This is a genomic window from Paenibacillus mangrovi (assembly GCF_022898935.1).
Taxonomy (GTDB): Bacteria; Bacillota; Bacilli; order Paenibacillales; family Paenibacillaceae; genus Paenibacillus_AQ; species Paenibacillus_AQ mangrovi.
In genome coordinates, this window is the sequence record NZ_JALIRP010000001.1 from 887,750 (window position 1) to 914,262 (window position 26,513).

General features: G+C 47.5%; 23 protein-coding genes. 19 read left to right on the forward strand and 4 right to left on the reverse strand.

Annotation, left to right across the window (positions count from 1 at the left end; all coding sequences use genetic code 11):
- Positions 1 to 253 precede the first annotated feature (253 nt).
- The 7 genes from pfkB to MUG84_RS04090 all read left to right on the forward strand — a co-directional run bounded on the left by pfkB (position 254) and on the right by MUG84_RS04090 (position 6,535).
- Complete coding sequence (gene pfkB / locus MUG84_RS04060) at positions 254 to 1,186, forward strand: 1-phosphofructokinase (protein WP_244720479.1); 933 nt, start codon at positions 254 to 256, stop codon at positions 1,184 to 1,186.
- Between the two features lie 154 nt (positions 1,187 to 1,340).
- Positions 1,341 to 2,033 carry an HAD family hydrolase gene (locus tag MUG84_RS04065; RefSeq protein ID WP_244720482.1) on the forward strand — a complete coding sequence of 231 codons (693 nt, stop codon included), beginning with the start codon at positions 1,341 to 1,343 and terminating at the stop codon, positions 2,031 to 2,033.
- A gap of 207 nt (positions 2,034 to 2,240) precedes the next feature.
- Positions 2,241 to 3,284: an ABC transporter substrate-binding protein gene (locus MUG84_RS04070; protein ID WP_244720484.1), complete on the forward strand. Its 1,044-nt coding sequence runs from the start codon at positions 2,241 to 2,243 to the stop codon at positions 3,282 to 3,284.
- 72 nt (positions 3,285 to 3,356) lie between these two features.
- Positions 3,357 to 4,280 (forward strand): ABC transporter permease, encoded by a 924-nt coding sequence (locus tag MUG84_RS04075; RefSeq protein WP_244720487.1) that lies wholly within the window; start codon positions 3,357 to 3,359, stop codon positions 4,278 to 4,280.
- Positions 4,273 to 5,067 carry an ABC transporter ATP-binding protein gene (locus MUG84_RS04080; protein ID WP_244720490.1) on the forward strand — a complete coding sequence of 265 codons (795 nt, stop codon included), beginning with the start codon at positions 4,273 to 4,275 and terminating at the stop codon, positions 5,065 to 5,067. Before MUG84_RS04075 ends, MUG84_RS04080 begins: the two co-directional genes overlap by 8 nt.
- Positions 5,068 to 5,173: 106 nt before the next feature.
- Positions 5,174 to 5,938, forward strand: coding sequence for a class I SAM-dependent methyltransferase (locus tag MUG84_RS04085; RefSeq protein WP_244720494.1), 765 nt, complete (start codon positions 5,174 to 5,176; stop codon positions 5,936 to 5,938).
- A 72-nt stretch (positions 5,939 to 6,010) separates the two neighbouring features.
- Entirely contained in the window at positions 6,011 to 6,535 is a 525-nt protein-coding gene (locus MUG84_RS04090) for a PadR family transcriptional regulator (protein WP_244720497.1), read from the forward strand.
- Between the two features lie 41 nt (positions 6,536 to 6,576).
- Here MUG84_RS04090 and MUG84_RS04095 read toward each other — a convergent pair whose 3' ends face one another.
- Positions 6,577 to 8,721 (reverse strand): YhgE/Pip domain-containing protein, encoded by a 2,145-nt coding sequence (locus MUG84_RS04095; protein ID WP_244720500.1) that lies wholly within the window; start codon positions 8,719 to 8,721, stop codon positions 6,577 to 6,579.
- A 128-nt stretch (positions 8,722 to 8,849) separates the two neighbouring features.
- On the reverse strand, positions 8,850 to 9,377 hold the full coding sequence (locus tag MUG84_RS04100; protein ID WP_280521185.1) for a YfiT family bacillithiol transferase: 528 nt from the start codon (positions 9,375 to 9,377) through the stop codon (positions 8,850 to 8,852).
- 235 nt (positions 9,378 to 9,612) lie between these two features.
- Between MUG84_RS04100 and MUG84_RS04105 the strand changes: the two genes are divergently transcribed.
- Entirely contained in the window at positions 9,613 to 10,881 is a 1,269-nt protein-coding gene (locus tag MUG84_RS04105; RefSeq protein WP_244720506.1) for an oligosaccharide MFS transporter, read from the forward strand.
- On the opposite strand, the gene MUG84_RS04110 is transcribed toward MUG84_RS04105, so the two are convergent.
- The gene (locus tag MUG84_RS04110) at positions 10,833 to 11,579 is read right to left on the reverse strand and encodes a polysaccharide deacetylase family protein (RefSeq protein WP_425313129.1); all 747 of its coding nucleotides are present in this window, start codon (positions 11,577 to 11,579) and stop codon (positions 10,833 to 10,835) included. The genes MUG84_RS04105 and MUG84_RS04110 overlap by 49 nt on opposite strands.
- 168 nt (positions 11,580 to 11,747) lie before the next feature.
- On the opposite strand from MUG84_RS04110, the gene MUG84_RS04115 reads away from it, so the two are divergent.
- Together MUG84_RS04115 and MUG84_RS04120 are read left to right on the forward strand one after the other, a co-directional pair.
- Positions 11,748 to 12,584: a sensor histidine kinase gene (locus MUG84_RS04115; protein ID WP_244720510.1), complete on the forward strand. Its 837-nt coding sequence runs from the start codon at positions 11,748 to 11,750 to the stop codon at positions 12,582 to 12,584.
- A complete protein-coding gene (locus MUG84_RS04120) occupies positions 12,581 to 13,258 on the forward strand; it encodes a response regulator (RefSeq protein ID WP_244720512.1) in 678 nt (225 codons plus the stop codon). The genes MUG84_RS04115 and MUG84_RS04120 overlap by 4 nt, the downstream gene beginning before the upstream one ends.
- Before the next feature lie 6 nt (positions 13,259 to 13,264).
- Here the strand turns inward: MUG84_RS04120 and MUG84_RS04125 are convergent, their stop codons facing one another.
- Positions 13,265 to 14,275 (reverse strand): LacI family DNA-binding transcriptional regulator, encoded by a 1,011-nt coding sequence (locus MUG84_RS04125; protein WP_244720515.1) that lies wholly within the window; start codon positions 14,273 to 14,275, stop codon positions 13,265 to 13,267.
- A gap of 292 nt (positions 14,276 to 14,567) precedes the next feature.
- Here MUG84_RS04125 and MUG84_RS04130 point away from each other — a divergent pair, with 292 nt between their 5' ends.
- The 9 genes from MUG84_RS04130 (at position 14,568) to MUG84_RS04170 (ending at position 26,484) form a co-directional block, all read left to right on the forward strand.
- Complete coding sequence (locus tag MUG84_RS04130; protein ID WP_244720533.1) at positions 14,568 to 16,361, forward strand: L-fucose isomerase; 1,794 nt, start codon at positions 14,568 to 14,570, stop codon at positions 16,359 to 16,361.
- Between the two features lie 17 nt (positions 16,362 to 16,378).
- Positions 16,379 to 17,857: a rhamnulokinase gene (locus MUG84_RS04135; protein WP_244720972.1), complete on the forward strand. Its 1,479-nt coding sequence runs from the start codon at positions 16,379 to 16,381 to the stop codon at positions 17,855 to 17,857.
- Between the two features lie 59 nt (positions 17,858 to 17,916).
- Positions 17,917 to 18,585: a class II aldolase/adducin family protein gene (locus MUG84_RS04140; protein WP_244720535.1), complete on the forward strand. Its 669-nt coding sequence runs from the start codon at positions 17,917 to 17,919 to the stop codon at positions 18,583 to 18,585.
- Positions 18,586 to 18,868: 283 nt separating this feature from the next.
- Entirely contained in the window at positions 18,869 to 19,978 is a 1,110-nt protein-coding gene (locus MUG84_RS04145) for a sugar ABC transporter substrate-binding protein (protein ID WP_244720537.1), read from the forward strand.
- 101 nt (positions 19,979 to 20,079) lie between these two features.
- A complete protein-coding gene (locus MUG84_RS04150; protein WP_244720974.1) occupies positions 20,080 to 21,594 on the forward strand; it encodes a sugar ABC transporter ATP-binding protein in 1,515 nt (504 codons plus the stop codon).
- Between the two features lie 2 nt (positions 21,595 to 21,596).
- Entirely contained in the window at positions 21,597 to 22,595 is a 999-nt protein-coding gene (locus MUG84_RS04155) for an ABC transporter permease (RefSeq protein WP_244720540.1), read from the forward strand.
- A gap of 18 nt (positions 22,596 to 22,613) precedes the next feature.
- Entirely contained in the window at positions 22,614 to 23,846 is a 1,233-nt protein-coding gene (mtnK, locus tag MUG84_RS04160) for an S-methyl-5-thioribose kinase (protein WP_244720543.1), read from the forward strand.
- Between the two features lie 15 nt (positions 23,847 to 23,861).
- Positions 23,862 to 24,938: an S-methyl-5-thioribose-1-phosphate isomerase gene (gene mtnA / locus MUG84_RS04165; RefSeq protein WP_244720559.1), complete on the forward strand. Its 1,077-nt coding sequence runs from the start codon at positions 23,862 to 23,864 to the stop codon at positions 24,936 to 24,938.
- 490 nt (positions 24,939 to 25,428) lie between these two features.
- Positions 25,429 to 26,484 (forward strand): Cfr family 23S rRNA (adenine(2503)-C(8))-methyltransferase, encoded by a 1,056-nt coding sequence (locus tag MUG84_RS04170; RefSeq protein WP_244720562.1) that lies wholly within the window; start codon positions 25,429 to 25,431, stop codon positions 26,482 to 26,484.
- Positions 26,485 to 26,513 lie beyond the last annotated feature (29 nt).

The window sequence follows — 26,513 nt, forward strand, 5'->3', positions numbered from 1 at the left end:
GATTATGCCAAAGTATGCGGCTTAGCGGCTAAAGGAAAGAACCGTTGTGCAATCCGTATAGTGCAGGTATACTTTGGGTATTGCCGGTGTGTCCATATGCCTGAGGGAGGTTCTGCCGGAGATCAGGATCGGATTTAGGGGGCATCGAGAAGACATAGCAGCTGGTGAGCACGATGAAATGAGGCCTTCCCCGGGTCACAAGCGTTAGTTGCACGCTCACTTGACAGGCTAGGGAATGGATGACAGGAGACTTATGATTACTACCGTAACATTGAATGCAGCGATTGATAAGACATACTATCTTCCATCGTTTCCGATGGGAAAGGTTTCGCGAGTTCAGCGTTTTCATGCCGCGCCGGGCGGCAAGGGGATCAATGTAGCCAAAGTGGTTGCTCAATTGGGAGTGCCTGTAACGGCAACGGGTTTTGTCGGTGGCATGAATGGGGAAATCATCAAGCAGATGCTGACCCAAATGGAGATTGCTCATGATTTTATTTCTGTTGAAGGAGAATCGAGAATTTGCCTGAACATTCTGGATGAGGCGAATGGAACTTCGACGGAGCTTCTGGAGCCAGGCCCTACCGTCAACGATGCCGCCCTGAAGGAAATGGAAGTTAGAATTGGTGAACTCGCCTCACGTTCAAAAATCGTATGCTTCAGCGGCAGCCTTCCCGCCGGCGTTCCGAAGGATTTCTATGTGAAGCTGGTCTCGATTGCGAAAGAAGCCGGAGCTTACGTCATTTTGGATGCAAGCGGAGATGCCTTGCGTTTCGGTCTGGAAGCGAAGCCCGACATGATTAAGCCAAATGAAGATGAAGTGGCAGCCCTTCTCGGCATTGAAGTAACCGACGAAGATGCACTTCAAAAAGCGGTAGAGACGCTGCTGCAAAAATATGAGATGGATCGGATCAGTGTATCATTGGGCGGAGCGGGCTCTTTGACGGCTTCGAAGGGAAGCAGTTATCGTGTGACAACACCGAAGGTGGAGGTTGTAAGCACCGTAGGATGCGGCGATTCCTTTGTCGCTGGCATGGCCGTGTCGCTAGCGAGGAACCTACCTCTCGAAGAGGGGCTTGCCATGGCATCCGCTGCAGGAACCTCCAACGCCATGACGGATCAGGCTGGACTCATTGAACTTGAAGAGTTTGAGCAGCTGCGCAAGCAGGTGCAGATCGACCGTCTGTAGTTTATACCATCATATTGATTATTGTCTGTCCGGGCGCCCAGCGTCCGGTTTTTCTTTACTTAAGCAGTACTTCAAAAGCAGGAGTCCGGCTTGGTATGGAGAATTTTTTCAAGATGTAAGAAGGTATATCTTAACAAATAACAACGATGAAAAGGTGAGCAAATTGATAAAGGCAGTGGTTTTTGATTTTGACGGGTTGATGGTGGATACGGAAACGCCTGCATATCATGCTTTTTGCAAGGTATACCGTGAATATGGTAAGGAATTGCCGCTCGAAAAGTACGCGCAGTGCGTGGGAACCTCCTTTGATGTTTTTAACCCATATACATATCTCACAGAAATCTTACAGCATTCCGTAGATCCAGAAGTAATTCGCAAACAGGTGGACGTCCAGTACAAAGAGCTGCTTCAGCATATTCAGCCGAGACCCGGCGTAGTGGGATATTTGACAGAAGCCAGAGAACTTGGGCTTAAAATAGGCCTCGCATCAAGCTCTTTTTTGGGCTGGATTGAGCCCTACCTGACAAAATTTAATTTGCACGGTTACTTTGATTCGATCAACACAGCGGACTTGGTGAAGCAAGTGAAACCGGATCCCGAGCTGTACCTATTATCCCTGCAAAAGCTTGAAGTCCAGCCGGAAGAAGCCATATCGTTTGAGGACTCTCTGAATGGCTTTACAGCGGCGAAAAGAGCTGGAATGCATACGGTGATCGTACCTAACGAGATGACAAGTACGTTTCAGTTCGAACATTACGATTTGAAAATTCCAAGCATGGATTCCATGTCCTTGAAAGAGGTTATTCAGCGGCTGGAGCAGCAAAACCGGGTAGAGGTATTGGATTAATTTCCATTAGATTACAGATAAAAAGTTTCATATTTTTTGTCGTATACCGATTGACGGATGCGGGAGTGCCCATATATTATTATGAATAACCATTTGGTGGGATGAGTTCCATTCAATGTAGTAAGTGGCACTTCTTTTTTTTACCCAAATGCTTTAGCGCTTTCGAACACAAAAGCAATATAGAGGAAAATTATGGAGGGGTCTTTTATGTTCAAGAAAAAAATGTTGTTATCGGTCGTCATGTCGGCGCTCCTGGTTACGGCGGCAGCGGGCTGCGGCAATCAGGGCGACAAGAAGTCGGAAGTAGAAGGTACGGGCGGAAGTCAAACGGAGAAGAAAACGTACAAAATCGCCATCTCTCAAATCGTGGAGCATCCTTCCTTGGATGCGACGCGTGAAGGGTTCTTGGCGGCACTCAAGGATGCGGGTATAACAGAGGGCGATAATCTGACAGTAAATTACAAAAACGCTCAGGGCGATTCTGCCAATAACCTGTCCATTGCACAGACGATTGCTTCAGAAAAAGAGGATCTGGTGCTCGCTATTGCTACTCCATCGGCTCAGGCTATTGTCCAGCAGGTTAAAGATAAGCCGGTACTGTTCGCAGCAGTTACCGATCCGCTTGATGCCAAAATTGTATCCAACCTGGATAAACCAGGCGGCAACGTGTCCGGGGTTTCCGATACGAACCCTGCGGCCGTGCAGAAGCTGATGGATTTCGTAGCCAAGAACTTCCCGAATATTAAAACGGTAGGACTTGTCATCAATGAAGGCGAACCGAATGCGGTGGTTATGGCCAAAAATGCAGAGGATGCCCTAAGCAAGCATAACATCAAGCTGGTAAAGGCGGCTGTGACCAACACCTCCGAAGTGAAGCAGGCCGCGCAATCCCTGGTTGGACGTGCCGACGCCATTTTCATTACGCTAGATAACATGGTGGTGAGCGGTGCAGATACGATTATCCAAGTGGCCAACGAAAATCACATTCCGTTCTTCTCTAGTGACCGGGATACCGTTGAGAAAGGCGCGTTTGCAACCGTAGGCTTCAAATACTACGATCACGGATATCAGGTGGGGCAAATGGCCGTCGATATTCTGAAAAATGGTAAGAATCCGGGAGATATGAAAGTAACGATGCAGGATAAGCTTGATCTGATTCTGAATTTGAAAGCCGCTGCGGCCCAAGGCATTACGGTTACGGATGAAATGAAGAACGAAGTGGAAGACAAAGAGAAAAATATTATTCAGTAGCAGTAGGGAATTGTTATAGGGAGTGGCGATATCCTTCGTCCACTCCCTTCATGTCATAAGGAGGGAATCAACATGTTAAGTTCAATCTTGGGTGCCATTGAACTCGGTATGCTCTACGCACTAATGGCGCTTGGGGTATACATTACGTTTCGGATTCTGGACTTTCCGGATTTGACTGTTGACGGCAGCTTCACAACAGGGGGCGGAATCGCAGCGGTGATGATTTCCCATGGCTATAATCCATGGCTGGCCAGCGTTGTAGCGCTTGCCGGAGGACTCACCGCCGGAGCATGTACGGGTCTTCTGCATACTAAAGGTAAAATTAACGGGCTGTTGTCCGGTATATTGATGATGATCGCCCTGTACTCCATTAACATGCGGATTATGCTCGGTAAGCCGAACATCGCCTTGATAGGTGTGGATACGGTTTTTACCTCCGTGAATCCTTGGATCCTGATTCCGGTGATCGTCATTATTGTCTTGCTGCTCATGAACTGGTTCCTTCATACCGATCTGGGGCTGGCTCTCCGGGCAACGGGTGATAACGACCGGATGATCCGCAGTTTTGGATCCAACACAGATACCACCAAAATCATCGGCGTCAGTCTGTCTAACGGTTTGGTTGCCCTGGCTGGTGCCCTTATTGCACAGATATCCGGTTTTGGAGATCTTAACATGGGGATCGGTATGATCGTCATCGGTCTGGCTTCCGTCATTATTGGCGAAGCGATCTTCGGAGCCCGAAATGTCATTCATGCTACGATTGCCGTTGTGCTTGGCTCGATCGTTTACCGTATCGTGATAGCGCTTGCCCTTCGAGTCGGATGGTTGGAAGCGTCTGATTTGAAAATCATCACAGCCGTGATTGTTATCGTAGCGCTTGTCTTCCCGACCACCAGCCGGGCGATCAAACAGAAGAAGCTGGCTAAGAAGCGTACGGCAGAGCTGACGGGATCACTCCAAAAAGGTGTCGTAGGAGGTGATCTCCATGCTTGAAATGTCACAAGTATCCAAGCTATTCAATCCGGGATCACCGGATGAGAAAATTGCCTTGAACAACATTCAACTGAACTTGAACCCCGGGGATTTCATCACCTTGATCGGGAGCAACGGAGCGGGCAAATCGACCTTGATGAATATCATTTCCGGCGTGATGAAGCCGGATGCGGGCGATGTCCTGATTGACGGGCAAATCATCAGCCATCTTCCCGAATACCGGCGCAGCAAGTGGATCGGCCGTGTATTTCAGGATCCTATGGCAGGGACCGCACCTCACATGACGATTGAAGAAAATCTGGCTATGGCCTATGCAAGAGGCAAACGCCGGGGACTCAAGATGAGCATCAAAGCGAATCGCAGACAATTTTTTCGAGAGTCGCTTGAGCGGCTCGGCATTGGTTTGGAGAGCCGTCTGCGTGCCAAAGTCGGCCTTTTGTCCGGTGGAGAACGCCAAGCGCTCAGTCTGCTCATGGCGACGTTTACGGAGCCGGAAATCCTGCTTCTTGACGAACATACGGCGGCACTCGATCCTGCCCGCGCCGAGCTGATCACACGCCTGACGGAAACGATCGTCCGCGAGATGAAGCTGACGACTCTGATGGTTACGCACAACATGGAACAGGCGATACGACTTGGCAACCGGCTGATTATGATGGATAAGGGACAGATTATTCTGGACATCGACGAGAAGCGGAAGAAAAACCTGACGGTAGATGAGCTGCTGGGTGAATTTGAACGGATCAGCGGACATAAGCTGTCAGATGATCGTATGGTACTTGCTTAACAATACAATATCGATAGAAGTATAACCTGTTCACTCCTGAACAGGTTTTTTTCTATGCTATAATGAAAGAATCCAATCAAGAAAAATATGGAATTGGGGGGCCGATATGAAGTCTATTGCCAATCTTTCATTTGAAGATGTGCTTCAGCATACAGATATGACCTTCAGTGGATGGGATTTCTCCCTATTGGAGAAAACGGGCAGGATGCAGGAATTCCCGCTGCGCTGGAATTATTATAATATCGTTGAACAAGCTTTGCGGAAGTCTACCAGCATACTGGATATGGGCACAGGCGGAGGTGAGTTCCTGTCGAGATTGTCCAATCTTCCGGCGCATACCTGTGCGACGGAAGGCTATGAACCGAACGTGGAGGTTGCCCGCCAGCGGCTTGAGCCCCTTGGAGTCGCGGTATCATTCATCACTGACGATAAACGGCTTCCGTACGCAGATCGTGAGTTTGATTTGATTATTAATCGGCATGAATCTTACAGCCCGCAGGAGGTACACCGGATTCTGAAGCCGGGAGGATGGTTTATTACCCAGCAGGTAGGTGACCACAACGATCAGGAGTTTAATGAGCTTCTGCAGGCGCCTAACGACGAATTCGCCCACTGGAATTTGGAATATGCGGTTCAGGAGCTTGAACCATTTTTTGAAATTGCGGAAAAAGATGAGGAAATCACTCGTTCGAGATTTTTTGACTTGGGAGCGATTGTATTCTATTTAAGCGTCATTCCATGGCAAATCCCGGATTTCTCCGTTAACAAATACGAAACTAAACTCCGTTTGCTTTATCAGATGTTGGAACAAAAGGGTTTCATGGATACCAGCTGCCACCGTTTTATCATTGCTGCGCGAAAAAAGATCTGACCAGAACGTTTTGACCTTTTAGTCAAGTATGACTATACTAGAAGTAGCAATAGAACCAAAGGAGTCATAGATATGGATGAACGTGAACTGCTTGTTTTGGGACTGCTTATGACTCAAAGCCAGCATGGGTATCAAATTAACGATTTTATTGAACGGAATTTAGGACAGGTTTCCGATATGAAAAAAGCGACCGCCTATTCCATTTTGAAGCGGCTGGATAAGCAAGGATGCGTGGATGTGACGGTCGAACAGGAAGGGAATCGTCCGCCCCGGCAAATTTATTCGATAACTGATAAGGGGAAGCTGCTTTTCTTCGAACTACTGCGGTCCTCATTGGCGCATGCGGAAAATGTTACGCCTCCAGGTGATATCGGGCTGATGTTTATCGATCATCTCGACCGGAAGGATGCGAAGGAGCTGCTGAAGATCAAGCTTGAAAAGGTGAATCAGCTCATAGAAGAATGTTCTTCGATTCCACCACATGAAGAGGGGATTGGCGTAAACTTGGCTTTCCGGCATCGGCTTGTTCTGCTGGAATGCAATAGGAAGTTTTTGATGGAGACCATACAGGAACTGGAGAGCCATTCCATTTCATAGATATGACAGAAAAACCGCGGAGCAGCCGCGGTTTTTTTAGTTCAATGAATCAGCTTACTCTCTTTGGCCTTCTTAACCATTCCTGCCGCAAGCTGATTAATAGTACCTTTTAAAGCGAGTCCGATAACCAGAGTGACGGCTGAGAAAATACACATGATGAGCAGATCGTTTCTGACGGTGCTCCATATGATACCGCCCACAGATTCCCGCATCAGGCTGATGCCATATGTGAACGGCAGGAAGGGGTGAATGGCTTGGAAAAAAGCTGGCGTTGTCTGTATTGGGAACGTGCCGCCCGCACCGGCAAGCTGCAGTACGAGCAGGACGATAGCCAGTGCCTTGCCGACATTTCCGAACACCGATACTAGGGTATACACAATTAGCATAAACACCGCGCTGTTAACGAGTCCGAATACGACAAACCAGGGCTTATCGACGACATAAGTTCCTAGGAGAAACATATCTCCGGTGGTTACGCAGACGGACTGGAGCAATGCAAGAGTTAAAAAGGTGAAGAATCTGCCGAAATAAACCTCGTAGTTTTTATACGGATGATCACCGTGGACTTCCGTCGTCACCAGTGATACCAATAAAGTTGCTCCAACCCAAAGGGCCAGTGTGGAAAAAAACGGCGACATGGCGGACCCGTAATTCGGAATGGGATACAGCTTATTTTCCTTTAAGACAACCGGCTCGGCAAAGAACTGGCTCTCCAGTGAAAAATTATTTTTAAGTAGGCTGATGAGTTCCTGCAGGCTGCCCTCGGTCTCAAACTCCCGCATCCGCTGTGCCAGATCGGAAATTGTGGCTTCGGCAGTGGGCAGTTCCTTTTGAATGGCGCTTACGCCTTGCGTTCCGAGAGTTAGCCCTTTAGAGGCATCATTCAAAATTTTCTTCACATCCGGTATGCTTTTTAACGCACTGTTCATAACGCTGCTTGTTTTTTTCGCGGTCTGCTGCGCTTTATTAAGTCCGCTTAGAATCGCAGGCTGGATCTCGCTATCATACCGGTTAAGGAGATCCCCGAGAATTTTCGATGTATCCCCGGAAATTTGGTTCAAGCGGTCGACCATATCGGATGCGGGCTTCTCGCCTTTTTTCACGGCGCTGCTGATGCTGCTGACCAATGCTTGCTGCTGCTTCATTTTATCCTGAACCTGCCTCAGCTTGGTACTGACGAAGCCGATTTGGTTGCCTGTCACCTTGTTCAACTGGTCAAACCAGTTGATAAGCTGAGATTGAACCTTTAATCCGCTCGTGAGCATGGACGAAATATGATCCAGTGTATCCGTCACGACGGACGGATCGATATTTGGGTCTTTCAGAACAGAAGTGAGCTGCTGAGTCGAAAGGGCCGTCTGCTGAAGCAGCAGCAGATCCTGCTTCACATTCGGTCCAATGTCTTTGGCAGCATCCGATGCAGTGGACAGAAAGGTATCGAGACCGCTAGCAAATTCTTGTCCGTACTTCGCAATATCCGCTACTAAAGCAATATTCTTCTGCGCTTCAGCAACAAGCTGATCGGTTTTGTGTATATCATCCGCAGCAACTTTAACTGCATTGTTGATGTCCGGGAAGCTTTTCTCCAGCCTGAACACTAGCGATCGTATCTTTTCAATCGTTGGCAGATGCTCCTGCAGCTGGATGCCTAGCTCGTTGAAAACTTTAAAAATGGTGCCGTTTGCGGTTTTCACAAAGTTTTTGCTAACCTCTTGGACGATGGCGCTTGCTCCAGAAGATGTAATCTTGGGGGCAACGGCGTTAATCTTTTCATTGACATAATATAAGATTTCAGCTTTGGTGGGATTGTTGGTTAGAAAAGTGGCGATGGTTGCCGAGAAGCTGTCGGGAATAATGATGCTTGCATAATAATCCCCGTGCTGTACGCCTTTGATAGCCTCCTCCTCACTGACGAAACGCCATCCCAGGTTATGGTTGTCTTTCAAAGAATTGATGATCTCATTACCCAGGTTGACGGCGTTGCCTTTCAAGGTCGTTCCTTTGTCATTGTTGGCTACGGCGATCGGAATGCCGCCTGTGTTGCTGTAGGGGTCCCAGGATCCCTTGATGTTGAACCAAGCATACAAAGAAGGCAGCAAAACCAGTCCCAGAATGAGGACCAGCGCCGCCCAATTGGTGACAATATTTCGGACGTCTTTGCCAAAAATAAGTGCAATATTCTTCATCGTTATCGCTACCTCGCTGTGAAACGGTTTTTGTTAGTATTTCATGAGGGAGTAGGGAACATACCCATTTAGGAGTATTTCCCCCGGATACCCGCATGTTAACCATTTCAGACGGTAGCGATAGCTTATTACCAATCCATCCGGCGGCTGAGCGAGGTGATGTGCGCCAGATGGTGGCGTCCATGCCAGGCGTACAGTCCAAGATGACGGTCAAGGGTTGTTTTTCCGTTTACCGGATGCACGTAGGCACGCTTCCAGTCTTCTTCCTTCAAGTTTCTCAGGAGCAGCGCCATGCGCGAATGGATGCCATCCAGCATCTTGAGAGATACCTCCGGCGTCGGAGACGTGGAATCGACGAGCTCAGCCCACAATGCCTCTTCATACGGCTTGATTACGGGTTCACTTTCTGTTAATGCTAGCTTGATGCGCAGCAGTGCATTCATATGGCTGTCAGCGAGATGATGCACCACCTGTCGCACGGTCCAGCCGCCGGGGCGGTAAGGCGTATCCAGCTGTTCATCCGATAAATTGTGTACGGCCTCCCTGATCTGACCCGGTAGAGCGCGGAGCTGATCGATCCAGTAGCTGCGGTCGGCAGGACTGATCGCTTCGCCCGCTGTGAATTCTCCGATCGGGTAACGCAAATCTGAAGTCATCATATGTACCTCCTCAATATATGAAAAATTCCATACCTAAAAAGCCTTTGTTACTACTGTATGATTGATCCCTGCATAAAACGATATTTTTCACAACTTTAACATGTGAATGGCTGGAGGCTGCAGATTTTTTCCAAGACAACCGAAAGGATAATGGATCCATAAAAATCTATACCCAGATATCCCCTGCTCCGCTATAATAATAGCACTATGGAATGAACGGAGCGCGTCATACATGAGATGGAACCGGTCGTATTGGGTATTCAGCACTTTTTTCTTTGTTCATTTTTTCGGTTTTTCTTCGGTCCTGTCGTTATTCGGCATTTGGCTGGGACAGGCGGTCGGACTGGATGGCACGGAAAAGGGAATCGTGTTTGCGATCAACTCATTGGGTACACTTTGTTTCCATCTGCTGTATGGCTATATTTCCGATAAAATCGGTCTGCGGAAGTATTTGTTGTCCGTCATCATCGGACTTCTGCTGCTTGCCGGTCCATTTTTCCAGTTTATATACGGCCCTCTGCTGCACAGCAATATTTGGATCGGTGCCATTACGGGCAGCTTATATATGGGAGCAGCGTTCAGCTCCGGCAATGCGGCGATCGAATCTTTTATCGAAAAAATCAGCAGGCTGAGATCTTTTGAATATGGCAAGGCCCGAATGTTCGGATCGCTGGGGTGGGCTGTGGCGACGTTCTTCGCGGGTCAGACGTTCAACGTCAATCCGAATTTGAATTTCTGGGTGTGCACGGGTACGGCTATGCTGCTGTCGGTACTGCTGCTGACGACCAAGCTCCCAGCCGCTGCTCCAGGGGATGGGGACAATCCCGAGGCGTCCAATACAACTGAGCCTATCCGGCTCTCGGATATTCAAAAGCTCGGTCGAAATCCTAGATTCTGGGCTTTTGTCATGTATATATTCGGGGTGATGTGTCTAGTGCCGGTTTATGACCAGCAGTTTCCTGTATATTTCTCCTCCTTGTTTGAGTCAAAGGAAACGGGCAACCGGATGTATGGCTATCTGAACAGCGTGCAGGTGTTTGCTGAAGCGCTGTGTATGTTTCTTGCTCCGGCCTTAATCAATAAAATAGGCCCCAAAAGGGGCCTGTTGCTGGGTGGGCTGCTGATGTTCATCCGGATATCCGTCTCCGGGATTGCTGATGGGCCGCTAGAGGTGGGTGCAACTAAACTGATCCAGGCTTTTGAGCTGCCAGTCATGCTCATTTCAATTTTCAAATATATCCGCATGCATTTTGAGATGCGTGTATCCTCTACCATGTACCTTGTCGGTTATCAGTTCACAGGAGCACTCGGGGGCTCTGTGATGTCACCGCTTGCAGGCAAGTTGTACGACCAAATCGGCTTCCCACAAACTTATTTGTGGATGGCTGGTTTCGTGTGCCTGTTCACGCTTATTGCGGTGTTTACGTTATCGGGCAATACACGGGAGGCCGTTCAAGGAATGTTGTACTGTATCAGATCGGAAACCGTAACGAAACGATAACCCCTTTTTTTCAGCTCCGGCAATATTTCTTTTAATGCATCAATCGTTTGAGATTTTCCTTCAACGTGATCATGCATCAGCACGATATCGCCGTTTCTGGCATTTCCCAGTACCTTTTTAACGATTTTCCCGACCCCCGGCCGATTCCAATCCCAGGTATCCTGGTGCCAAGACCACATGACTACCAGATACCCCTCTTTTTTACAGGTGTCTATCATCCGGTCGCTGTAATAGCCCCCTGGCGGACGGAATAGATAAGACTTTTTTCCCGTTGCTTTGAAAATGGCGTCCTGCGTCCGGTTAAGCTGGCTTGAGATGCTCTCCACGGAACTTCTGCGATTGAAGTAGGCATGATCATAAGTGTGGTTCCCCAGCTCATGACCCTCGGCTACGACCCTGCGCGCAAGATCCGGGTTTTTATCGACTTGTTTTCCGACAACAAAAAAGGTTGCCTTCGCGTCATATTGTTTGAGCAAATCCAGAATATATGTCGTTTCATCCGGGTCGGGACCATCATCGAAGGTCAATGCAATAACCTTTTCCTTATTTGGTATTTCCCAAATAACGTCGCCGCGCTGCTCATAATATTCCCGCCCTTGATTCCCGGAAGGGGCTGCTGCGACAGCGGGAGGGAGGACCTCCAATGACAGCATGACAGCACATAAGGCCAACAGAGCACGCCGTATGTAAATATGCATGTTTAAAGACCCCTCCTTTATAAATTGAATGCATAGGCCCGTCCGTAAAGTCCGTAGGTAGTATGTGACAGGATAGGTGAAAACATACATGGGCGCATAAGTAGCAGGCATTTTTCCCTGCTTCATGCTACAATTATCTGGAACGAAGGCCATTTTGGGAGGTCGCCCATGTCTTATAAACAGATCAAATGGATGATTTTAATTGTACCGACATTAACGGTCGGGCTATGGGAATATTTACGTCACACGTTGTTAATGCCTTATATAACGATGGAAGCAGGCAACTTTCTGACGCCGGTGTTTGTGTTTTTGATCAGCATGACGCTGCTTAACCAGCTGTTTAAACGGCTGGAGCAAGTTCAGGAGGAGCTGAACAAAGAACGTGCGGAAAATGCGGCGTTAGCCGCTAGAGACTTACTTGCGCGAGAGCTGCATGACGGAATTGCACAGTCATTGTTTCTCCTATCGGTGAAGATGGACCGGGCCGAGGCTCGGGGCAAAAATACGCAGGAGGCGTCAGATTTTGAAGAGATGCGCAAGCTGGTTCATGAGGTGAACCGGTATGTACGACAAGCGATTGCCAACCTGAGGTTCCCAGCACAAACGGACGAAAAGGAATATGAGGATTCCATCAAATCAAGGATTGAGCATACGGCCAAAGAAACGTTTATCCATCCGGACATTGCCTGGACCATCCCTGATCAATCTTTCACCGCCAAGGAGAAGGTTGAACTGCTTGCCTGCATAAGGGAAGCCCTGCTTAACATTCAAAAGCATGCACATGCGGATCGTGTATCGGTAACAGGGAGCGGCAACGAAAAGAGCTGGCTGATCCGGATCGATGATAATGGAAGAGGAACAGAGCTGGATCCATTTCAAGTGAAGGATAGATATGGAATGCGGATTATGAAGGAACGCGCACAGGAACTGAAATGGCGGGTTGATTTTATTTCCTTGCCCCAAGGGAGCCGGGTCGAAATACGAAAAGGGGAGGATAACACATGAGCCTATTCCGGGTATTAATTGCAGATGATTCTGCGCATGCGCGTGAAGCGATAAACGAAATCTTGGCCGCCGATGATTCCTTCGAGGTTGTTGGGCAGGCAGCTAGCGGAGAAGAAGCCGTTGAGATGACGGAAAATCTTATGCCTGATCTGATCTTGATGGATATTCAAATGCAGGGGATCGGCGGACTGGAAGCAACGAGACAGATTAAGCTGCAGTATCCCTACGTGAAGATTGTGATTATCACCGTTTCCGATGATGCATCGCATTTATTTGAAGCGCTCAAGCAAGGAGCGCAAGGATATTTGCTCAAAAATTTATCGCCAAGCACCTGGATCGAGTACCTTCGTGCCATTATGAGTGATGAAGCCCCTCTTAGCCGAGAGCTGGCCACACAGATTCTCAGGGAATTTCCACTTGCGGTCAAAAGCCCGGAGCATCATGAGACGTTGACCAACAGGGAACGCGAAATTTTGAACTGGGTCGCTTCGGGACTGACGAATAAAGAGATTGCCGCCGAGCTGCATATTTCAGATCAGACCGTAAAAAACCATCTCAAAAATATTCTCCAAAAGCTTCATCTTGAGAATCGGGTGCAGCTGACGCGATATGCCTTGGAGAAAGGTCTCGTCAGCCGTAAGCAGGGCTTGTTCACCAAGCTCTGGAAAGAATAACCCATTTTATGAGCCTATTGTCTTGGCTGAAGAACGAATGATGAGCTCGGAAGGTAAAATGACTTTTCTGGCTTCGGGCAAAGCGCTGCCCTGAATCCGTTCGACCAGCAGCTGAATGCCCATAGCGCCGAATTGGTATGCGGGCTGGGCAGCAACCGTCAGGAAAGGATCAAGCGCAGAGGACAGGTCCAGATCATCGAAGCAGACAACCGACATGTCCTCAGGTACGCGGATCCCGCGTTTTCTGAGAGCATTGATGACACCAACGGCCAAAAAGTTGTTTGCAGCGAAAATGGCGGTTGGTGGTGAAGGCTGCTCAAGCAAACGGCTGAGCTGGTCTTCATCATTATATTCACGATAGCTTTTATGAAGGACAAGCTCATCGTCCAGCTCAATGCCGTGAAGGCGAAGCGCTTCGGCGTACCCTTCGTAACGCAGACGGGCGGTGGATACGTCCAGCGAGCCGTTTACAAGCGCAATCCGCCTATGCCCAAGGTTTATCAGATAATCGACGAGATTTCGAGCGCCCTGCTTGCTGTCTCCAGAGACAATATCGGAATCGATACCGGGAACAGCCCGGTCCATGATCACAAACGGAATATTATGGGCACGCAGCTTCTCGAGATGCTTAAGAGAATGGTCGCCGGCAGGAGCAAATAACACGCCGTCCACACGCGTGGAGAGAATCATATCTACATAATCCTGCTCCTTGTTATAATCCTCATCGCTATTTCCAAAGAGGAGACGGTAGCCTAGCTTTTTGGCGCTATCTTCGGCTCCGCGGGCCAGACTTGTGTAGAATGGGTTGGTGATATCCGTAATCAGAAGAGATAAAATCTGGGTTTGCTGCAGCACCAGACTGCGCGCGTTGGAATTGGGGATGTAATTAAGTTCTTCCATCACCTTTTTGACTCGTTTGCGTGTTTGTTCACTAATCCTGCCTGTATTATTAATAACCTTGGAGACGGTCATAGCGGACACGTTGGCTTTTTTTGCTATATCGTAAATGGTAACCATTTAAAACCCCTTCTTGTATCTATACTGGTCTAATCTTAAAGAATATATGGATTGACAGCAACCGTTTTCATTGCTATTTTAAAGTTATCGATAACTCCATTATACAACAATCACGACAAATTAAACTACAGCAACGATGCAGCTCTCCTTTTGTGTAAACTTTGAAAAATGATCTGAACGGTTTTTTTCTTAAGCAAAATGACGACTGCTATTTTTTTAATGATAGGGTTATCGATAACCCTAAATGTAAACCATCATTCCAATCAACTTTATTTATGAGGAGGAAGAAACAGTGAAGACAGCAAATGACGCAAGATGGAAGCAGGATTTCCCTAAAATCGGTATCCGCCCGACGATCGACGGAAGAAGAAAGGGCGTTCGTGAATCACTTGAAGATATGACTATGAATTTGGCTAAGGCGGTTTCTTCACTTCTGAGTGAAAACCTCCGCTATCCGGATGGTTCGAAAGTGGAATGCGTGATCGCTGATACTTGTATCGGCGGCGTGGCTGAAGCGGCTGCATGTGCTGATAAATTCGCAAAAGCGGGAGTAGGCGTTTCGATTACAGTGACACCGTGCTGGTGTTACGGGACGGAAACGATGGATATGGACCCGTCCATTCCGAAAGCGGTATGGGGCTTTAACGGTACGGAAAGACCAGGAGCCGTATATTTGGCCGCCGTATTGTCCGCACATGCTCAAAAAGGACTTCCGGCATTCGGTATTTACGGCAGAGACGTGCAGGATTTGAATGATCCATCTATTCCTGAGGATGTACAGGAGAAGCTGCTTCGTTTTGCGAAAGCTGGAATGGCAGCTGCTCTGATGAAGGGCAAGTCCTATTTGGCTATCGGTTCTGTATCCATGGGTATTGCCGGTTCCATGATCGATCCTGATTTCTTCCAGGAATATCTGGGAATGCGTAATGAATATGTAGATATGACGGAAATTACACGCCGTGTTGAAGAGGAAATTTATGATCCAGAAGAATACAAGCTCGCCTTAGCATGGGTAAAAGAGAACTGCAAGGAAGGCGCTGACAACAATCCGGAGAGCATCCAGACCTCCCGCGAGAAAAAGGACAAGGACTGGGAAATGGTTGTCAAAATGACGCAGATCGTCCGCGATCTGATGGTAGGGAACCCGCGTCTTAAGGATCTCGGTTTCGAGGAAGAAGCGATGGGCCATCATGCGATCGTATCTGGCTTCCAGGGCCAGCGCCAATGGACGGATCATTTCCCGAACGGGGACTTCCATGAAGCGATCCTGAATAGCTCCTTTGACTGGAACGGTATTCGTGCCCCTTACCTGGTTGCAACCGAAAATGACAGTCTGAACGGGGTATCGATGCTGTTCGGTAACCTCCTCACTAATACAGCCCAAATCTTCGCGGACGTGCGCACCTATTGGAGCCCGGATGCCGTGAAGCGTGTGACGGGACATGAGCTAACGGGTCTTGGCCAAAATGGTCTTCTCCATCTGATTAATTCCGGTCCGGCGGCGCTTGATGGTACAGGAGAACAGATGAAGGACGGCAAGCCTGTAATGAAGCCTTTCTGGGAAATTACCGAAGAAGACATGGATAACTGCCTGAAAGCAACCTCCTGGCGTCCAGCTGCAGTAGAGTACTTCCGCGGCGGCGGCTTCTCCTCGGATTTCCTAACCCGCGGAGAAATGCCTGTTACGATGTCCCGCTTGAATCTGGTGAAGGGTCTTGGTCCTGTGCTCCAGATTGCCGAAGGTTATACCGTTGACCTGCCGGAAGAAGTACATGACAAGCTGGATAAGCGTACGGATCCGACATGGCCTACCACCTGGTTTGCCCCTAACCTTACCGGCGAAGGAGCATTCAAGGATGTATATTCCGTTATGGATAACTGGGGCGCCAACCACGGATCGATCAGCTACGGCCACATTGGCGCGGATTTGATCACGCTGGCGTCGATCCTTCGTATTCCGGTCAGCATGCACAACGTCAATGAAGACCAGATTTTCCGCCCTAGAGCATGGGGACTCTTTGGGACGAATGATCCTGAAGCCGCGGACTACCGTGCATGCCAGAACTTTGGCCCATTGTACAAATGAGTACACAATCATTGCAGATGATGGCGGTGGATTTTGGCGCCAGCAGCGGGAGAGCGGTAACGGGCCATTTTGACGGGGAACGGCTGTCGATTCAGGAGGTTCACCGTTTCGACAATGAACCCGTTCAGCTTGGAGGAAGACTGCATTGGGATTTTCTCAGACTGTTTCATGAGCTCAAGCAGGGGATTGTGAAGGCCAAGCAACAGCTTGGCCGGACTCCTGCATCGATCGCGGTAGATACATGGGGTGTTGATTACGGTCTGATCGATCCAAAGGGTCGATTGCTGGGTAATCCTTACCACTACCGTGATCTTCGGAGCGAATCGGCTATGCGCGAAGCGCTGCAGCTGATTTCCGAAGCGGATTTGTACGCCAAAACGGGAATCCAATCTTCGAGCATCAATACAGTGTATCAATTGCTGGCGGAAGAACATCTGCGCTTTGATCAGAATGCAAGCAACTTGCGGATGCTGTTCATGCCTGACTTGTTCCATTATTATCTGTCCGGTGTGATGGCCAGTGAATATACGATAGCTAGCACAAGCGGCTTGCTCGATCCGGTGAATAGAGAGTGGAATATCGATGTCATCGACACCCTATCTCTTCCCCAATCACTGTTTAATCCCATCATTATGCCAGGAACCCGCCTAGGTGGGCTTACCCCTGATATCTGCTCGGAGCTATCGGTTGATGCGATGCCCGTCATCGCTGCTTCGGGTCATGATACGGCCGCGGCCGTCGCTTCGATTCCGGCAACGTCGAGCCGCTATGCTTTTATTAGTAGCGGTACATGGTCACTGATGGGGATCGAACTGGATGAGCCGATCTTAACGGAGCGAAGCAGACAGCTTCTGTTCAGCAATGAGGGCGGTGCGGAAGGGGAAATCCGCATGCTCAAAAATATTATGGGGTTGTGGCTGCTGCAGGAGTGCCGTCGCACTTGGGCCGTGGAAGGTGCACAGCTTGGCTATGCTGAATTGACGGAAATGGCTGAGCATGCTCCGCGGAATTCCAGTTATGTCGACGCGGGTGATGCCGTGTTCCTTCCGCCAGGTAATATGCCGCAGCGGATTCAGGAGTACTGCAGGTCCAGTGGGCAGACCGTACCGCAGTCGCGTCCGGAAATCGTCCGCTGCATCCTGGAGAGTCTTGCTTTTAAATACAGACAGACCCTTAGTGAAATTGAAGAGCTTACGGGAGAACGTCTGGAGCATATTCACATGGTGGGCGGCGGTATTCAAAACAGACTGCTGTGCCAGCTGACAGCGAACGTAACCGGCCGAACCGTGATCGCAGGTCCAGTGGAAGCGACCTCCATTGGCAATCTCATGATACAGGCCAAGGCGCACGGCGAGGTTCACAATCTGGCGGAAATCCGCGAAGTGGTCCGTCAATCCTTCCCGCCTGAGACTTATCTTCCCCAGAACGCTGATGAATGGGAAGAGCGTTACCAGCGGTACAACCAGCTGCTTGTGCTCCAGAAAATGAAGGGCTGAAAGCGGAAGCCTTAACTAAAGCCGCTTGCAAACATACGGATAGGAGAGTGCATGGAGAGATGACTCAATCACTGGAACAAAAGGTACGGGAAGAACTGACGCTATATGCTCGGAAGATCGTTGCGAAAGGGCTTGTCGTTGGACCGGGTGGCAACATCAGTGCCAAAGCAGACGATTTGATGCTGCTGTCGCCTAGCGGCTTTGCCCTAGAGGATATCGAGCCTCATCAATGGATTCGGGTTGAGATCGAGTCTGGGAAAGTGCTGGATACAGAAGTACGCCCTTCATCGGAAGTACTGATGCATCTTTATGCGTACCGTGAAAATCCGGACATCCAAGCGATCGTACATACGCATCCTGCCTACTGCATCGCACTGACACTGGTCGCTCAGGAACTTCCTATGCTGTTCCCGGACCAGGCTGCACTAGTGGGCGAAGTAACATTCGTGCCTTACGTGCTCCCGACCACGGACCTGCTTGCGGACGCAGTAGCTGCTAAAGTGGGAGCGTATAACTCGATTTTGCTGGAAAACCATGGACTTGTGACGACAGGCAAAAATCTGCGTGAAGCCTATTACCGCACAGAGGTCGTCGAAGAGAGCGCGAAAATTTATCTGGCTGCAAAGGCGGTTCGCACGCCAAAAGTGCTGACGGACGCGGAGTACAAGGAGATCCAATCGCTTGAAAGCGAAGCTTACCGGGTTCAGCTTTTGCAGAAATTAAAATGAAATTATAATTAAACAGTGCTGAATACTTGACATTAATCTTCATCATCCTGTAATGTATGGAAAAACAAACTTGAAAGTTTACAAGTTTGCTATACACGAGATCAGTACAGGGTGGTACCACGAAACACATTCGTCCCCTTAAAGGACGGATGTGTTTTTTTCATAGGCAATCATACATAAAATTTTAGATATCATTAGAGAATCAACAAGAAATGATCCAGTTCCTGCTAAATCATATAAAAGGTTGTACGAGATTCAAACATTATAAAAGGGGTGCAGGTTCATGAAGAAAAAGAGTTTTAACAAGCTGCTTATCGGCTTATTTGCGGTAGCGGTCGTTGCGACAGGTTGCTCTAGCGTGGGGAGCGAAAGCAAGGCACCAGAGAAGAAAGTGGTCGAAGGTGTACCTGACAAAATTGCTAAGGATGATCAAGTCAAAATTATGGTTGTCCGTAAAATCGGCGGAGATGACCATACAGCGCAATTCCTGGCTGGCGCCAAGCAAGAAGGGAACTCGATGGGTTTTGTGGTTGATACGTTCTCGGCAAACGGAGATACGGCGAAGTTCCACGATGCGATCTCCCAGGCTCTCGAGAAAGATTATGACGGCTTCATTATTTCTCATGGCGATGATGCGGCAACCGTTGAAGATGTGAAGAAAATTACGGCAAAAGGCATTCCAGTCGTGGCGTTTGACTCCAATCCGGACCTGGCGAAGGTCGAAGGCGTAACACTGACATCTCAGGATGACGAGAATCTGGCCAAGCTGGCATTGACTCAAATGAATGAGGAACTTAAGGGCCAGGGCAAAATCGTATACCTGTGGGTAGACGGATTCCCTCCGATGGTACGAAGAAACGCGGTCTATAAGGAATTTTTGTCAGCCAATCCGGGAATTCAGGAAGTGGAACGTTTTGGGGTAGCTGCAGCCAATACATCCGTGCTTACCCAGAATGCCGTTGCGGCCATGCTGACTAAGCATAAAAAAGGCGAGATCAATGCGATTTTTGCTACTTGGGATGCCTTTGCGATCGGTGCAGCACGAGCGGTTAAAGAAGCAGGACGCGATGAGATCAAAATTTACGGTATCGACGTGTCTAATAGCGACCTGCAAATGATGCAGGAAGACAAAAGCCCGTGGGTTTCTACTGCGGCAGTAGATCCGAAGGTTATCGGACAAGTAGATGTTCGTATGCTTGCCAAGAAAATTGCCGGTGAAGAAGTGCCTCAAAGCTACGATCTGGCAGCATCCTTGATTACCCAAGATAAACTGAAAACTTCGGACGAAAGCGTCAACATGGTTAACCTTGGAAAAGTAATGCCGGGCTGGGGAGAAAGCGATGCTTTCGAGGAACCATGGATGAAGAGCCTGAAAGAAGCTTATGCCAAATAAAAATATCATCAAGGACTGAAATGCCGAACGTAGAAAATTGGGAAGTGCTGTTGACAGCACTTCCCATACTTGAAAAGAAATCCTTTCAAGAAGGTGAAGAGATGGGCGCAGCCAAGCAAATAAAGCTGGAAATGAAGGGCATATCTATTGAATTCCCGGGAGTTAAGGCACTGAACCAAGTTGATTTTAACACAATGACAGGGACTTCACAGGCTCTGATTGGGGCGAATGGTGCGGGCAAGTCCACATTGATGAAGGTTTTGTCCGGGGCATACGGCCATTATACGGGTGAAATTTATATTGACAATGAGCCGGTAAGTATCCGGAATCCGAAAGATGCAAAAGACTTGGGGATTCAAATCGTATATCAGGAAGTTGATACCGCCCTGGTCCCTTATTTGACAGTAGGGGAAAATATTATGTTGGATTATACCGTCAACGACATGAGCAGTAAGCAGATCGTCTCTTGGGGGCATATCCATAAACGCTCGAAGGATATCTTGGACAAGATGAATGTCAAAGTTTCTTCCAGAAAGCTTGTTAGTGAACTGACATTGGCAGAGAAGCAAATGGTGCTGATTGCCAGAGCTATTTCCAAGACATGCCGGTTTCTCATTTTTGATGAACCGACGGCGCCATTAAGCCATTCGGAGACGGAAGAACTATTTCGCATCGTTAGGGCTCTTAAACAGGAAAACGTGGGTGTGATCTTTATTTCCCACCGGCTTCCGGAGCTTTTCGAAATATGCGATGACATTACTGTGATGAGAGACGGCGAATTTGTTCTCAAAGAAAGCATTAGGGATATTACCCAAAACCAGGTTGTTGAATATATGCTGGGCCGTAAACTCGGAGATCAATTCCCCAAGATAGACATTCGGAAGGGCGAAACCGTTTTTGAAACGAGAAACTTCGGTGATGGCGAGAAGATCCACGACATCCACATCCATGTCAAAAAAGGTGAAGTTATCGGCATCGCTGGCCTAGTAGGGGCCGGGAAGACGGAGCTGTGTAAAGCGCTGTTCGGTATGGTCAAAGCGAATACAGGCGATGTCATTCTGCATGGGAAGAAGCTGCGTCTTCGCAGCCCGAATGAAGCAGTCAAGCAGGGGATTGCGCTCGTTCCAGAGGAACGACGCAAAGAGGGGATATTGGTCAGCGAATCGGTTACTGCTAATATTACCGCTGTTAACTTGAAGAAGTTCAGTATATTGAACACATTTTTAAGTTTCAAGAAAGAGAAAGAGGCGGCCCGGGAGATTATTCGGAACTTGGGAATCAAGACGCCGAGCGAGAACACCAGAGTTCAGAATCTGTCCGGAGGTAACCAGCAGAAGGTAGCCATCGGAAAATGGCTCATCACGGATGCCGAGGTATATATTTTCGATGAACCGACGAAAGGTGTCGATGTGGGAGCCAAGAAGGATATCTTTGAACTGATCTTCCAGCTGGCGAAACGGGGGAAATGCATAATCTATGCATCCTGCGAGCTGTCCGAGATGATGGGAATTACAGACCGGATGTATGTGCTCTATGACGGCATGATTGCCAAGGAACTGCAGACGAGTAAGACTAATGAAGAAGAAATATTGTTTTATTCAACGGGAGGAAAGTAAGCATGAATACAGCCAAAACCATCCAAACTGCTAGAGCTCCCAAGTCATTTGAACTTTTTGATTTCTTATATAAATACGGCACGCTGATCACGATCGGTCTTCTCATCATTGTGTTCGGGGCGATGTCCGACAGCTTCCTGCAGCCATCCAATATCATCAATATCCTGCGATCCATATCGATCGTTACCATTATTGCCATCGGGATTACGATTTCTTTGTCCGTTGGCGGATTTGACCTTTCAGTCGGCTCCGTCGCATCGCTTGCCAATGCACTTGTCATTTCCATGTTCGTATGGCATGGCCAAGGCGTGTGGACGAGCATTATTCTGACGATTCTGATTTGCTTGTCCGCCGGCGTTATCAATTCCTTCATGATCGTCAAACTGAAAATACAGGATATGCTGCTTACGTTGGCGATGATGTTCGTTTTTCAGGGCATTGCACAAACCTATACCAAAGGCGCAACCTTGTCCCAAAACATGATCATGCCGGACGGCTCTTTCTCCACAGGCATCATCAGTCCTGCCTTTGCGAAGATCGGTCAAGTCCCGTGGATTATTATCATCATGCTTGTTGTGGTTGCTATCGTTCATGTATTCCTCACCTACACCAAGCACGGGCGTTATATGTACGTGATCGGCGGCAACATGGAGGCTGCCAAGCTTTCCGGGATTCCCGTGAATAAATATCGGATTGCGGCTTATCTCATGTCTGCTGTTTTTGCCGCAATCGGCGGTATTATGCTGGGCGCCCGCGTCATGACGGCTGAAGTGAATTCAGGAGCCCCTTACCTGATGGATTCCGTAGCCGCGGCTTATATTGGTTTTGCTGTGCTGGGCGCAGGAAAGCCGAATGCAATCGGCACATTTGTAGGGGCTGTGTTGATCGGAATTTTGCAGAATGGGCTGGTTATGCTGAGCGTTCCGTATTATGCTATGGACATTGTTAAAGGTACGGTCCTCGCTTTTGCGCTTGCCATCACTTATTACAAAACAAAATAGAATAGGGGAGTAGTATGCATGCATCAGTATAATGAATATTTCACAATGAATGAAACCGATGTTTTGGATTACGCCGTGACCCAATTGGATGTTTTTGATAAGGATGCCAAGCTCACATGTACAGAAATCGGGGACGGTAACCTGAACTATGTGTTCCGCGTCGTCGATTCTGCGAGCGGCAAGTCGCTGATCATCAAACAGGCAGGACCTGTTGCGCGGATATCAGCAGATATTAAAGTATCGACGGACCGCAACCGAATCGAAAGTGAAATTCTGAAGCTCCAATATGAGCTTGCTCCTGGATTTGTACCGCAAATCTATCATTATGATCCGGTGATGAATTGCTGCGTTATAGAAGATTTGTCCGATTATGAGATTATGAGAAAAGCGATGCTGCAGTACAAGCAGTTCCCGTTATTTGCAGACCACATCTCTACATTTCTGGTGAATACGCTGCTGCTGACCTCCGATGTGGTCATGAACCATAAAGAGAAGAAGGATCTGGTCAAGAGCTTTATTAATCCAGATCTTTGCGAGATCTCAGAGGATCTTGTTTATACCGAACCATTTTATGATTGCCCGCGGAATGATATATTTGAAGCGACCCGCGATTTTGCGAAATCCTATTTATGGGAAGATGAGGCGCTGCTGCTAGAGACTGCCAAGCTGAAGTTCGAATTTATGAATCATGCACAGTCACTTCTGCATGGTGATCTTCATTCGGGTTCTATTTTTATCAAAGAAGACTCTACGAAAATCATTGATCCGGAGTTCGCCTTCTATGGCCCAGCGGGTTATGATATCGGCAATGTGATTGCTCATTTACTGTTTGCATATGTAAACGCTGACAGCGTTATGGTAGATTCATCTGCGCGTGATGCACAAAAGGCATGGCTGCTCTCCAGCGTACGTGACGTTATCGATCTGTTCAGTGAAAAGTTCCTGACCCTGTTCCAGGAAAAAGCGACTGATCATTCGGCGCGGGTTCCCGGTTTTGACTTGTATTATTTGAATCAGATGATCCAGGATACAGCGGCGGTTACGGGGCTGGAGCTGTGCCGCAGAATACTGGGTCTGGCTCACGTCAAGGATATTACAAGCATTCAGAGTGCAGCTGCTAGAGTCCATGCGGAAAAACTGTGCCTTATCATGGGGAAAACGTTCATTATGGAACGTTCCGGTATGGAGACTGGCGAAGACTTCGTTCGGGTCGTGACCGAATGCATTGCCGCAACAGAAATACACATCTAAGGAGGGCATCAGGAGATGGAGAACCACCTGACGGAGTTTAAGATGATTCAATCCGTAGTACTGGATGATGCAAATGATACGTTAATTATACTTGATCAAACGCTTTTGCCGAATGAGAAGGTTTACCTGCATTTGAAAGAAATGAAAGATATATGGGATGCGATCTACAAGCTTAAAGTACGCGGTGCTCCGGCCATCGGAATCGCAGCGGCCTATGGTCTGTATTTGGGAACAAAAGCATCCCAGGCGGACACGTATGCGGAGCTGCAAAAGGATTTTGCCGAGGTGAAGACATATCTGGCCTCATCAAGACCGACAGCGGTGAACCTATTCTGGGCATTAAACCGTATGGAGGATCGCTTTGTACAGGCCGCGGGTAAACCTTTAGCTGAAGTAAAGGATGCGCTCCGCCAGGAATCGGAACGGATCCGCGAGGAAGACGAGCAGGTATGTGAGAGTATCGGGAAGCACGCGCTCTCTCTGCTGAAAGAGAACTCAGGAATTCTCACCCATTGCAATGCGGGGACGATTGCCACAGCCAAGTATGGCACGGCGCTGGCTCCGATTTATTTGGGGCAAGAGCAGGGCTACAACTTCAAGGTCTATGCAGATGAGACCCGTCCTCTATTGCAAGGGGCTCGCTTGACGGCCTGGGAGCTGAAGGAAGCCGGAGTAGATGTCACTTTGATCTGTGACAATATGTCCTCAATTGTGATGAAGGAAGGTAAGATCCAGGCTGTGCTGGTAGGCTGCGACCGTGTGGCTGCCAACGGCGACACTGCCAATAAGATCGGAACCTCGGGTGTTGCTATTTTGGCGAAGCACTACGGGATCCCGTTCTATGTCTGTTCACCGCTCTCAACGATTGATCTGGAGTGCAAAACGGGTGATGATATCCACATCGAGCTGCGTCCGGATGAGGAAGTGACCAGTCAATGGTATGAGAAGCGGATGGCTCCTGAGGATGTACAGGTATATAATCCGGCCTTCGATGTGACGGATCACTCCCTGATTACGGCGATCGTGACGCAGAACGGAATCGCATACGCACCGTTTGAAGAAAGTTTGCCGAAGATGTTTGCTCAGAAGTAACGGATATGAATAAAAATCCCGCTTTTTCCGAAAGCCTGCTGCGGTAAAAAATCGGAGGGTAAGAACATTTATGCATATGAAGTCGCCAAATAGGCGGCTTTTTAGGCTATTATACTTTACATATGATCACTATTATGCTAGATTACTTAATAATAAATTTGACAAAGGGAGGTGCAAGCAATGTTAACTGTTTTTAGAATTCTGTATGGTAAAAATGTAAAAATCGGTAATGATTTAGCGGACAAAGGGAGTAGTCTGTCCTTTTTTATACGATACAACCATACAAAAACAGTTATCGGAGCTTTACCTCTATGGCAAATAAATTACAAAGCAATGACTTAGAGTCCTTGTTTATTTATTTGTGCATATTTTAAAGTTCAGCACCGATAATTCTATCGGTGCTTTTTTTGCGTTTATTTTATTAAGGGATAGACAACTCCTTTCTATTTACTCCTATAAAACTAGAGAGTCATATGGAAGGATGAGAAAGATGCAATTAAAACAAAGCAATAAGTATATAAGAATAAAAGAATTCTTAAGGGAACATAATTACCCTAATTTTAGAATGAAACAAATATTGAATGCCATTTTTAAAGAAAGAATAGATAATTTCAACGAAATGAATGTACTTCCAAAATCGTTAAGAGAAATTTTAGATAAGGAATTTGGAGAGTCTATTTTAGATGTTGTTCCTTTAAAGGAACAACATTCTGAGCAAGTCACTAAAGTCTTATTTAAAATTTCAGGAAATGAAAAAATAGAAACAGTAAATATGAAATATAAAGCTGGGTGGGAATCATTTTGTATATCTTCTCAGTGCGGATGTCATTTTGGATGTAAATTTTGTGCAACAGGTGACATTGGATTAAAAAGAAATTTGACTTCAGATGAAATAACTGACCAAATCCTCCATTTTTACTTACAAGGTCATTCGATTGATAGTATTTCTTTTATGGGGATGGGAGAAGCTTTAGCCAATGTACAAATTTTTGATGCCTTAGATGTACTTACTGATCCTACGCTGTTTGCTCTGAGCCCACGTAGGTTATCTATTTCAACTATTGGTATTATTCCGAGTATAAAAAAAATGACGCTGAATTATCCGCAAGTCAATTTGACGTTTTCGTTACATTCTCCTTTTAATGAACAACGAAGTAAGTTGATGCCGATTAATGATAGGTACCCATTATTAGATGTAATGGACACATTAGATGAGCATATACGAATAACATCAAGAAAAGTATATATTGCTTATATTATGTTACCTGGTGTGAATGATTCTATTGACCATGCTAAAGAAGTAGTAAGTCTATTAAAAGATCGATATAATAAAGGACGTTTATATCATGTAAATTTAATCAGATATAACCCAACCGTCAGTTCTCCTTTAATGTTCCGCGAAGTTGATGAAGGTCATGTTGTTAATTTTTACAATGAATTAAAATCATCAGGTATTCATGTGACCATTAGAAGTCAATTTGGAATTGATATAGATGCTGCTTGTGGTCAATTGTATGGAAATTATCAAAAGACCAACAAGCAGTAATTTGAGAAGAGATGATGCTGATATTGTAT

Excerpts from the sequence above, each read along its gene's own strand:
- pfkB (WP_244720479.1), top strand. The coding sequence starts at position 254 with ATGATTACTACCGTAACATTGAATGCAGCGATTGATAAGACATACTAT.
- MUG84_RS04070 (WP_244720484.1), top strand. The coding sequence starts at position 2,241 with ATGTTCAAGAAAAAAATGTTGTTATCGGTCGTCATGTCGGCGCTCCTG.
- MUG84_RS04075 (WP_244720487.1), top strand. The coding sequence starts at position 3,357 with ATGTTAAGTTCAATCTTGGGTGCCATTGAACTCGGTATGCTCTACGCA.
- MUG84_RS04080 (WP_244720490.1), top strand. The coding sequence starts at position 4,273 with ATGCTTGAAATGTCACAAGTATCCAAGCTATTCAATCCGGGATCACCG.
- MUG84_RS04085 (WP_244720494.1), top strand. The coding sequence starts at position 5,174 with ATGAAGTCTATTGCCAATCTTTCATTTGAAGATGTGCTTCAGCATACA.
- MUG84_RS04090 (WP_244720497.1), top strand. The coding sequence starts at position 6,011 with ATGGATGAACGTGAACTGCTTGTTTTGGGACTGCTTATGACTCAAAGC.
- MUG84_RS04095 (WP_244720500.1), bottom strand. The coding sequence starts at position 8,721 with ATGAAGAATATTGCACTTATTTTTGGCAAAGACGTCCGAAATATTGTC.
- MUG84_RS04100 (WP_280521185.1), bottom strand. The coding sequence starts at position 9,377 with ATGACTTCAGATTTGCGTTACCCGATCGGAGAATTCACAGCGGGCGAA.
- MUG84_RS04105 (WP_244720506.1), top strand. The coding sequence starts at position 9,613 with ATGAGATGGAACCGGTCGTATTGGGTATTCAGCACTTTTTTCTTTGTT.
- MUG84_RS04110 (WP_425313129.1), bottom strand. The coding sequence starts at position 11,579 with ATGCATATTTACATACGGCGTGCTCTGTTGGCCTTATGTGCTGTCATG.
- MUG84_RS04115 (WP_244720510.1), top strand. The coding sequence starts at position 11,748 with ATGTCTTATAAACAGATCAAATGGATGATTTTAATTGTACCGACATTA.
- MUG84_RS04120 (WP_244720512.1), top strand. The coding sequence starts at position 12,581 with ATGAGCCTATTCCGGGTATTAATTGCAGATGATTCTGCGCATGCGCGT.
- MUG84_RS04125 (WP_244720515.1), bottom strand. The coding sequence starts at position 14,275 with ATGGTTACCATTTACGATATAGCAAAAAAAGCCAACGTGTCCGCTATG.
- MUG84_RS04135 (WP_244720972.1), top strand. The coding sequence starts at position 16,379 with ATGATGGCGGTGGATTTTGGCGCCAGCAGCGGGAGAGCGGTAACGGGC.
- MUG84_RS04140 (WP_244720535.1), top strand. The coding sequence starts at position 17,917 with ATGACTCAATCACTGGAACAAAAGGTACGGGAAGAACTGACGCTATAT.
- MUG84_RS04145 (WP_244720537.1), top strand. The coding sequence starts at position 18,869 with ATGAAGAAAAAGAGTTTTAACAAGCTGCTTATCGGCTTATTTGCGGTA.
- MUG84_RS04150 (WP_244720974.1), top strand. The coding sequence starts at position 20,080 with ATGGGCGCAGCCAAGCAAATAAAGCTGGAAATGAAGGGCATATCTATT.
- MUG84_RS04155 (WP_244720540.1), top strand. The coding sequence starts at position 21,597 with ATGAATACAGCCAAAACCATCCAAACTGCTAGAGCTCCCAAGTCATTT.
- mtnK (WP_244720543.1), top strand. The coding sequence starts at position 22,614 with ATGCATCAGTATAATGAATATTTCACAATGAATGAAACCGATGTTTTG.
- mtnA (WP_244720559.1), top strand. The coding sequence starts at position 23,862 with ATGGAGAACCACCTGACGGAGTTTAAGATGATTCAATCCGTAGTACTG.
- MUG84_RS04170 (WP_244720562.1), top strand. The coding sequence starts at position 25,429 with ATGCAATTAAAACAAAGCAATAAGTATATAAGAATAAAAGAATTCTTA.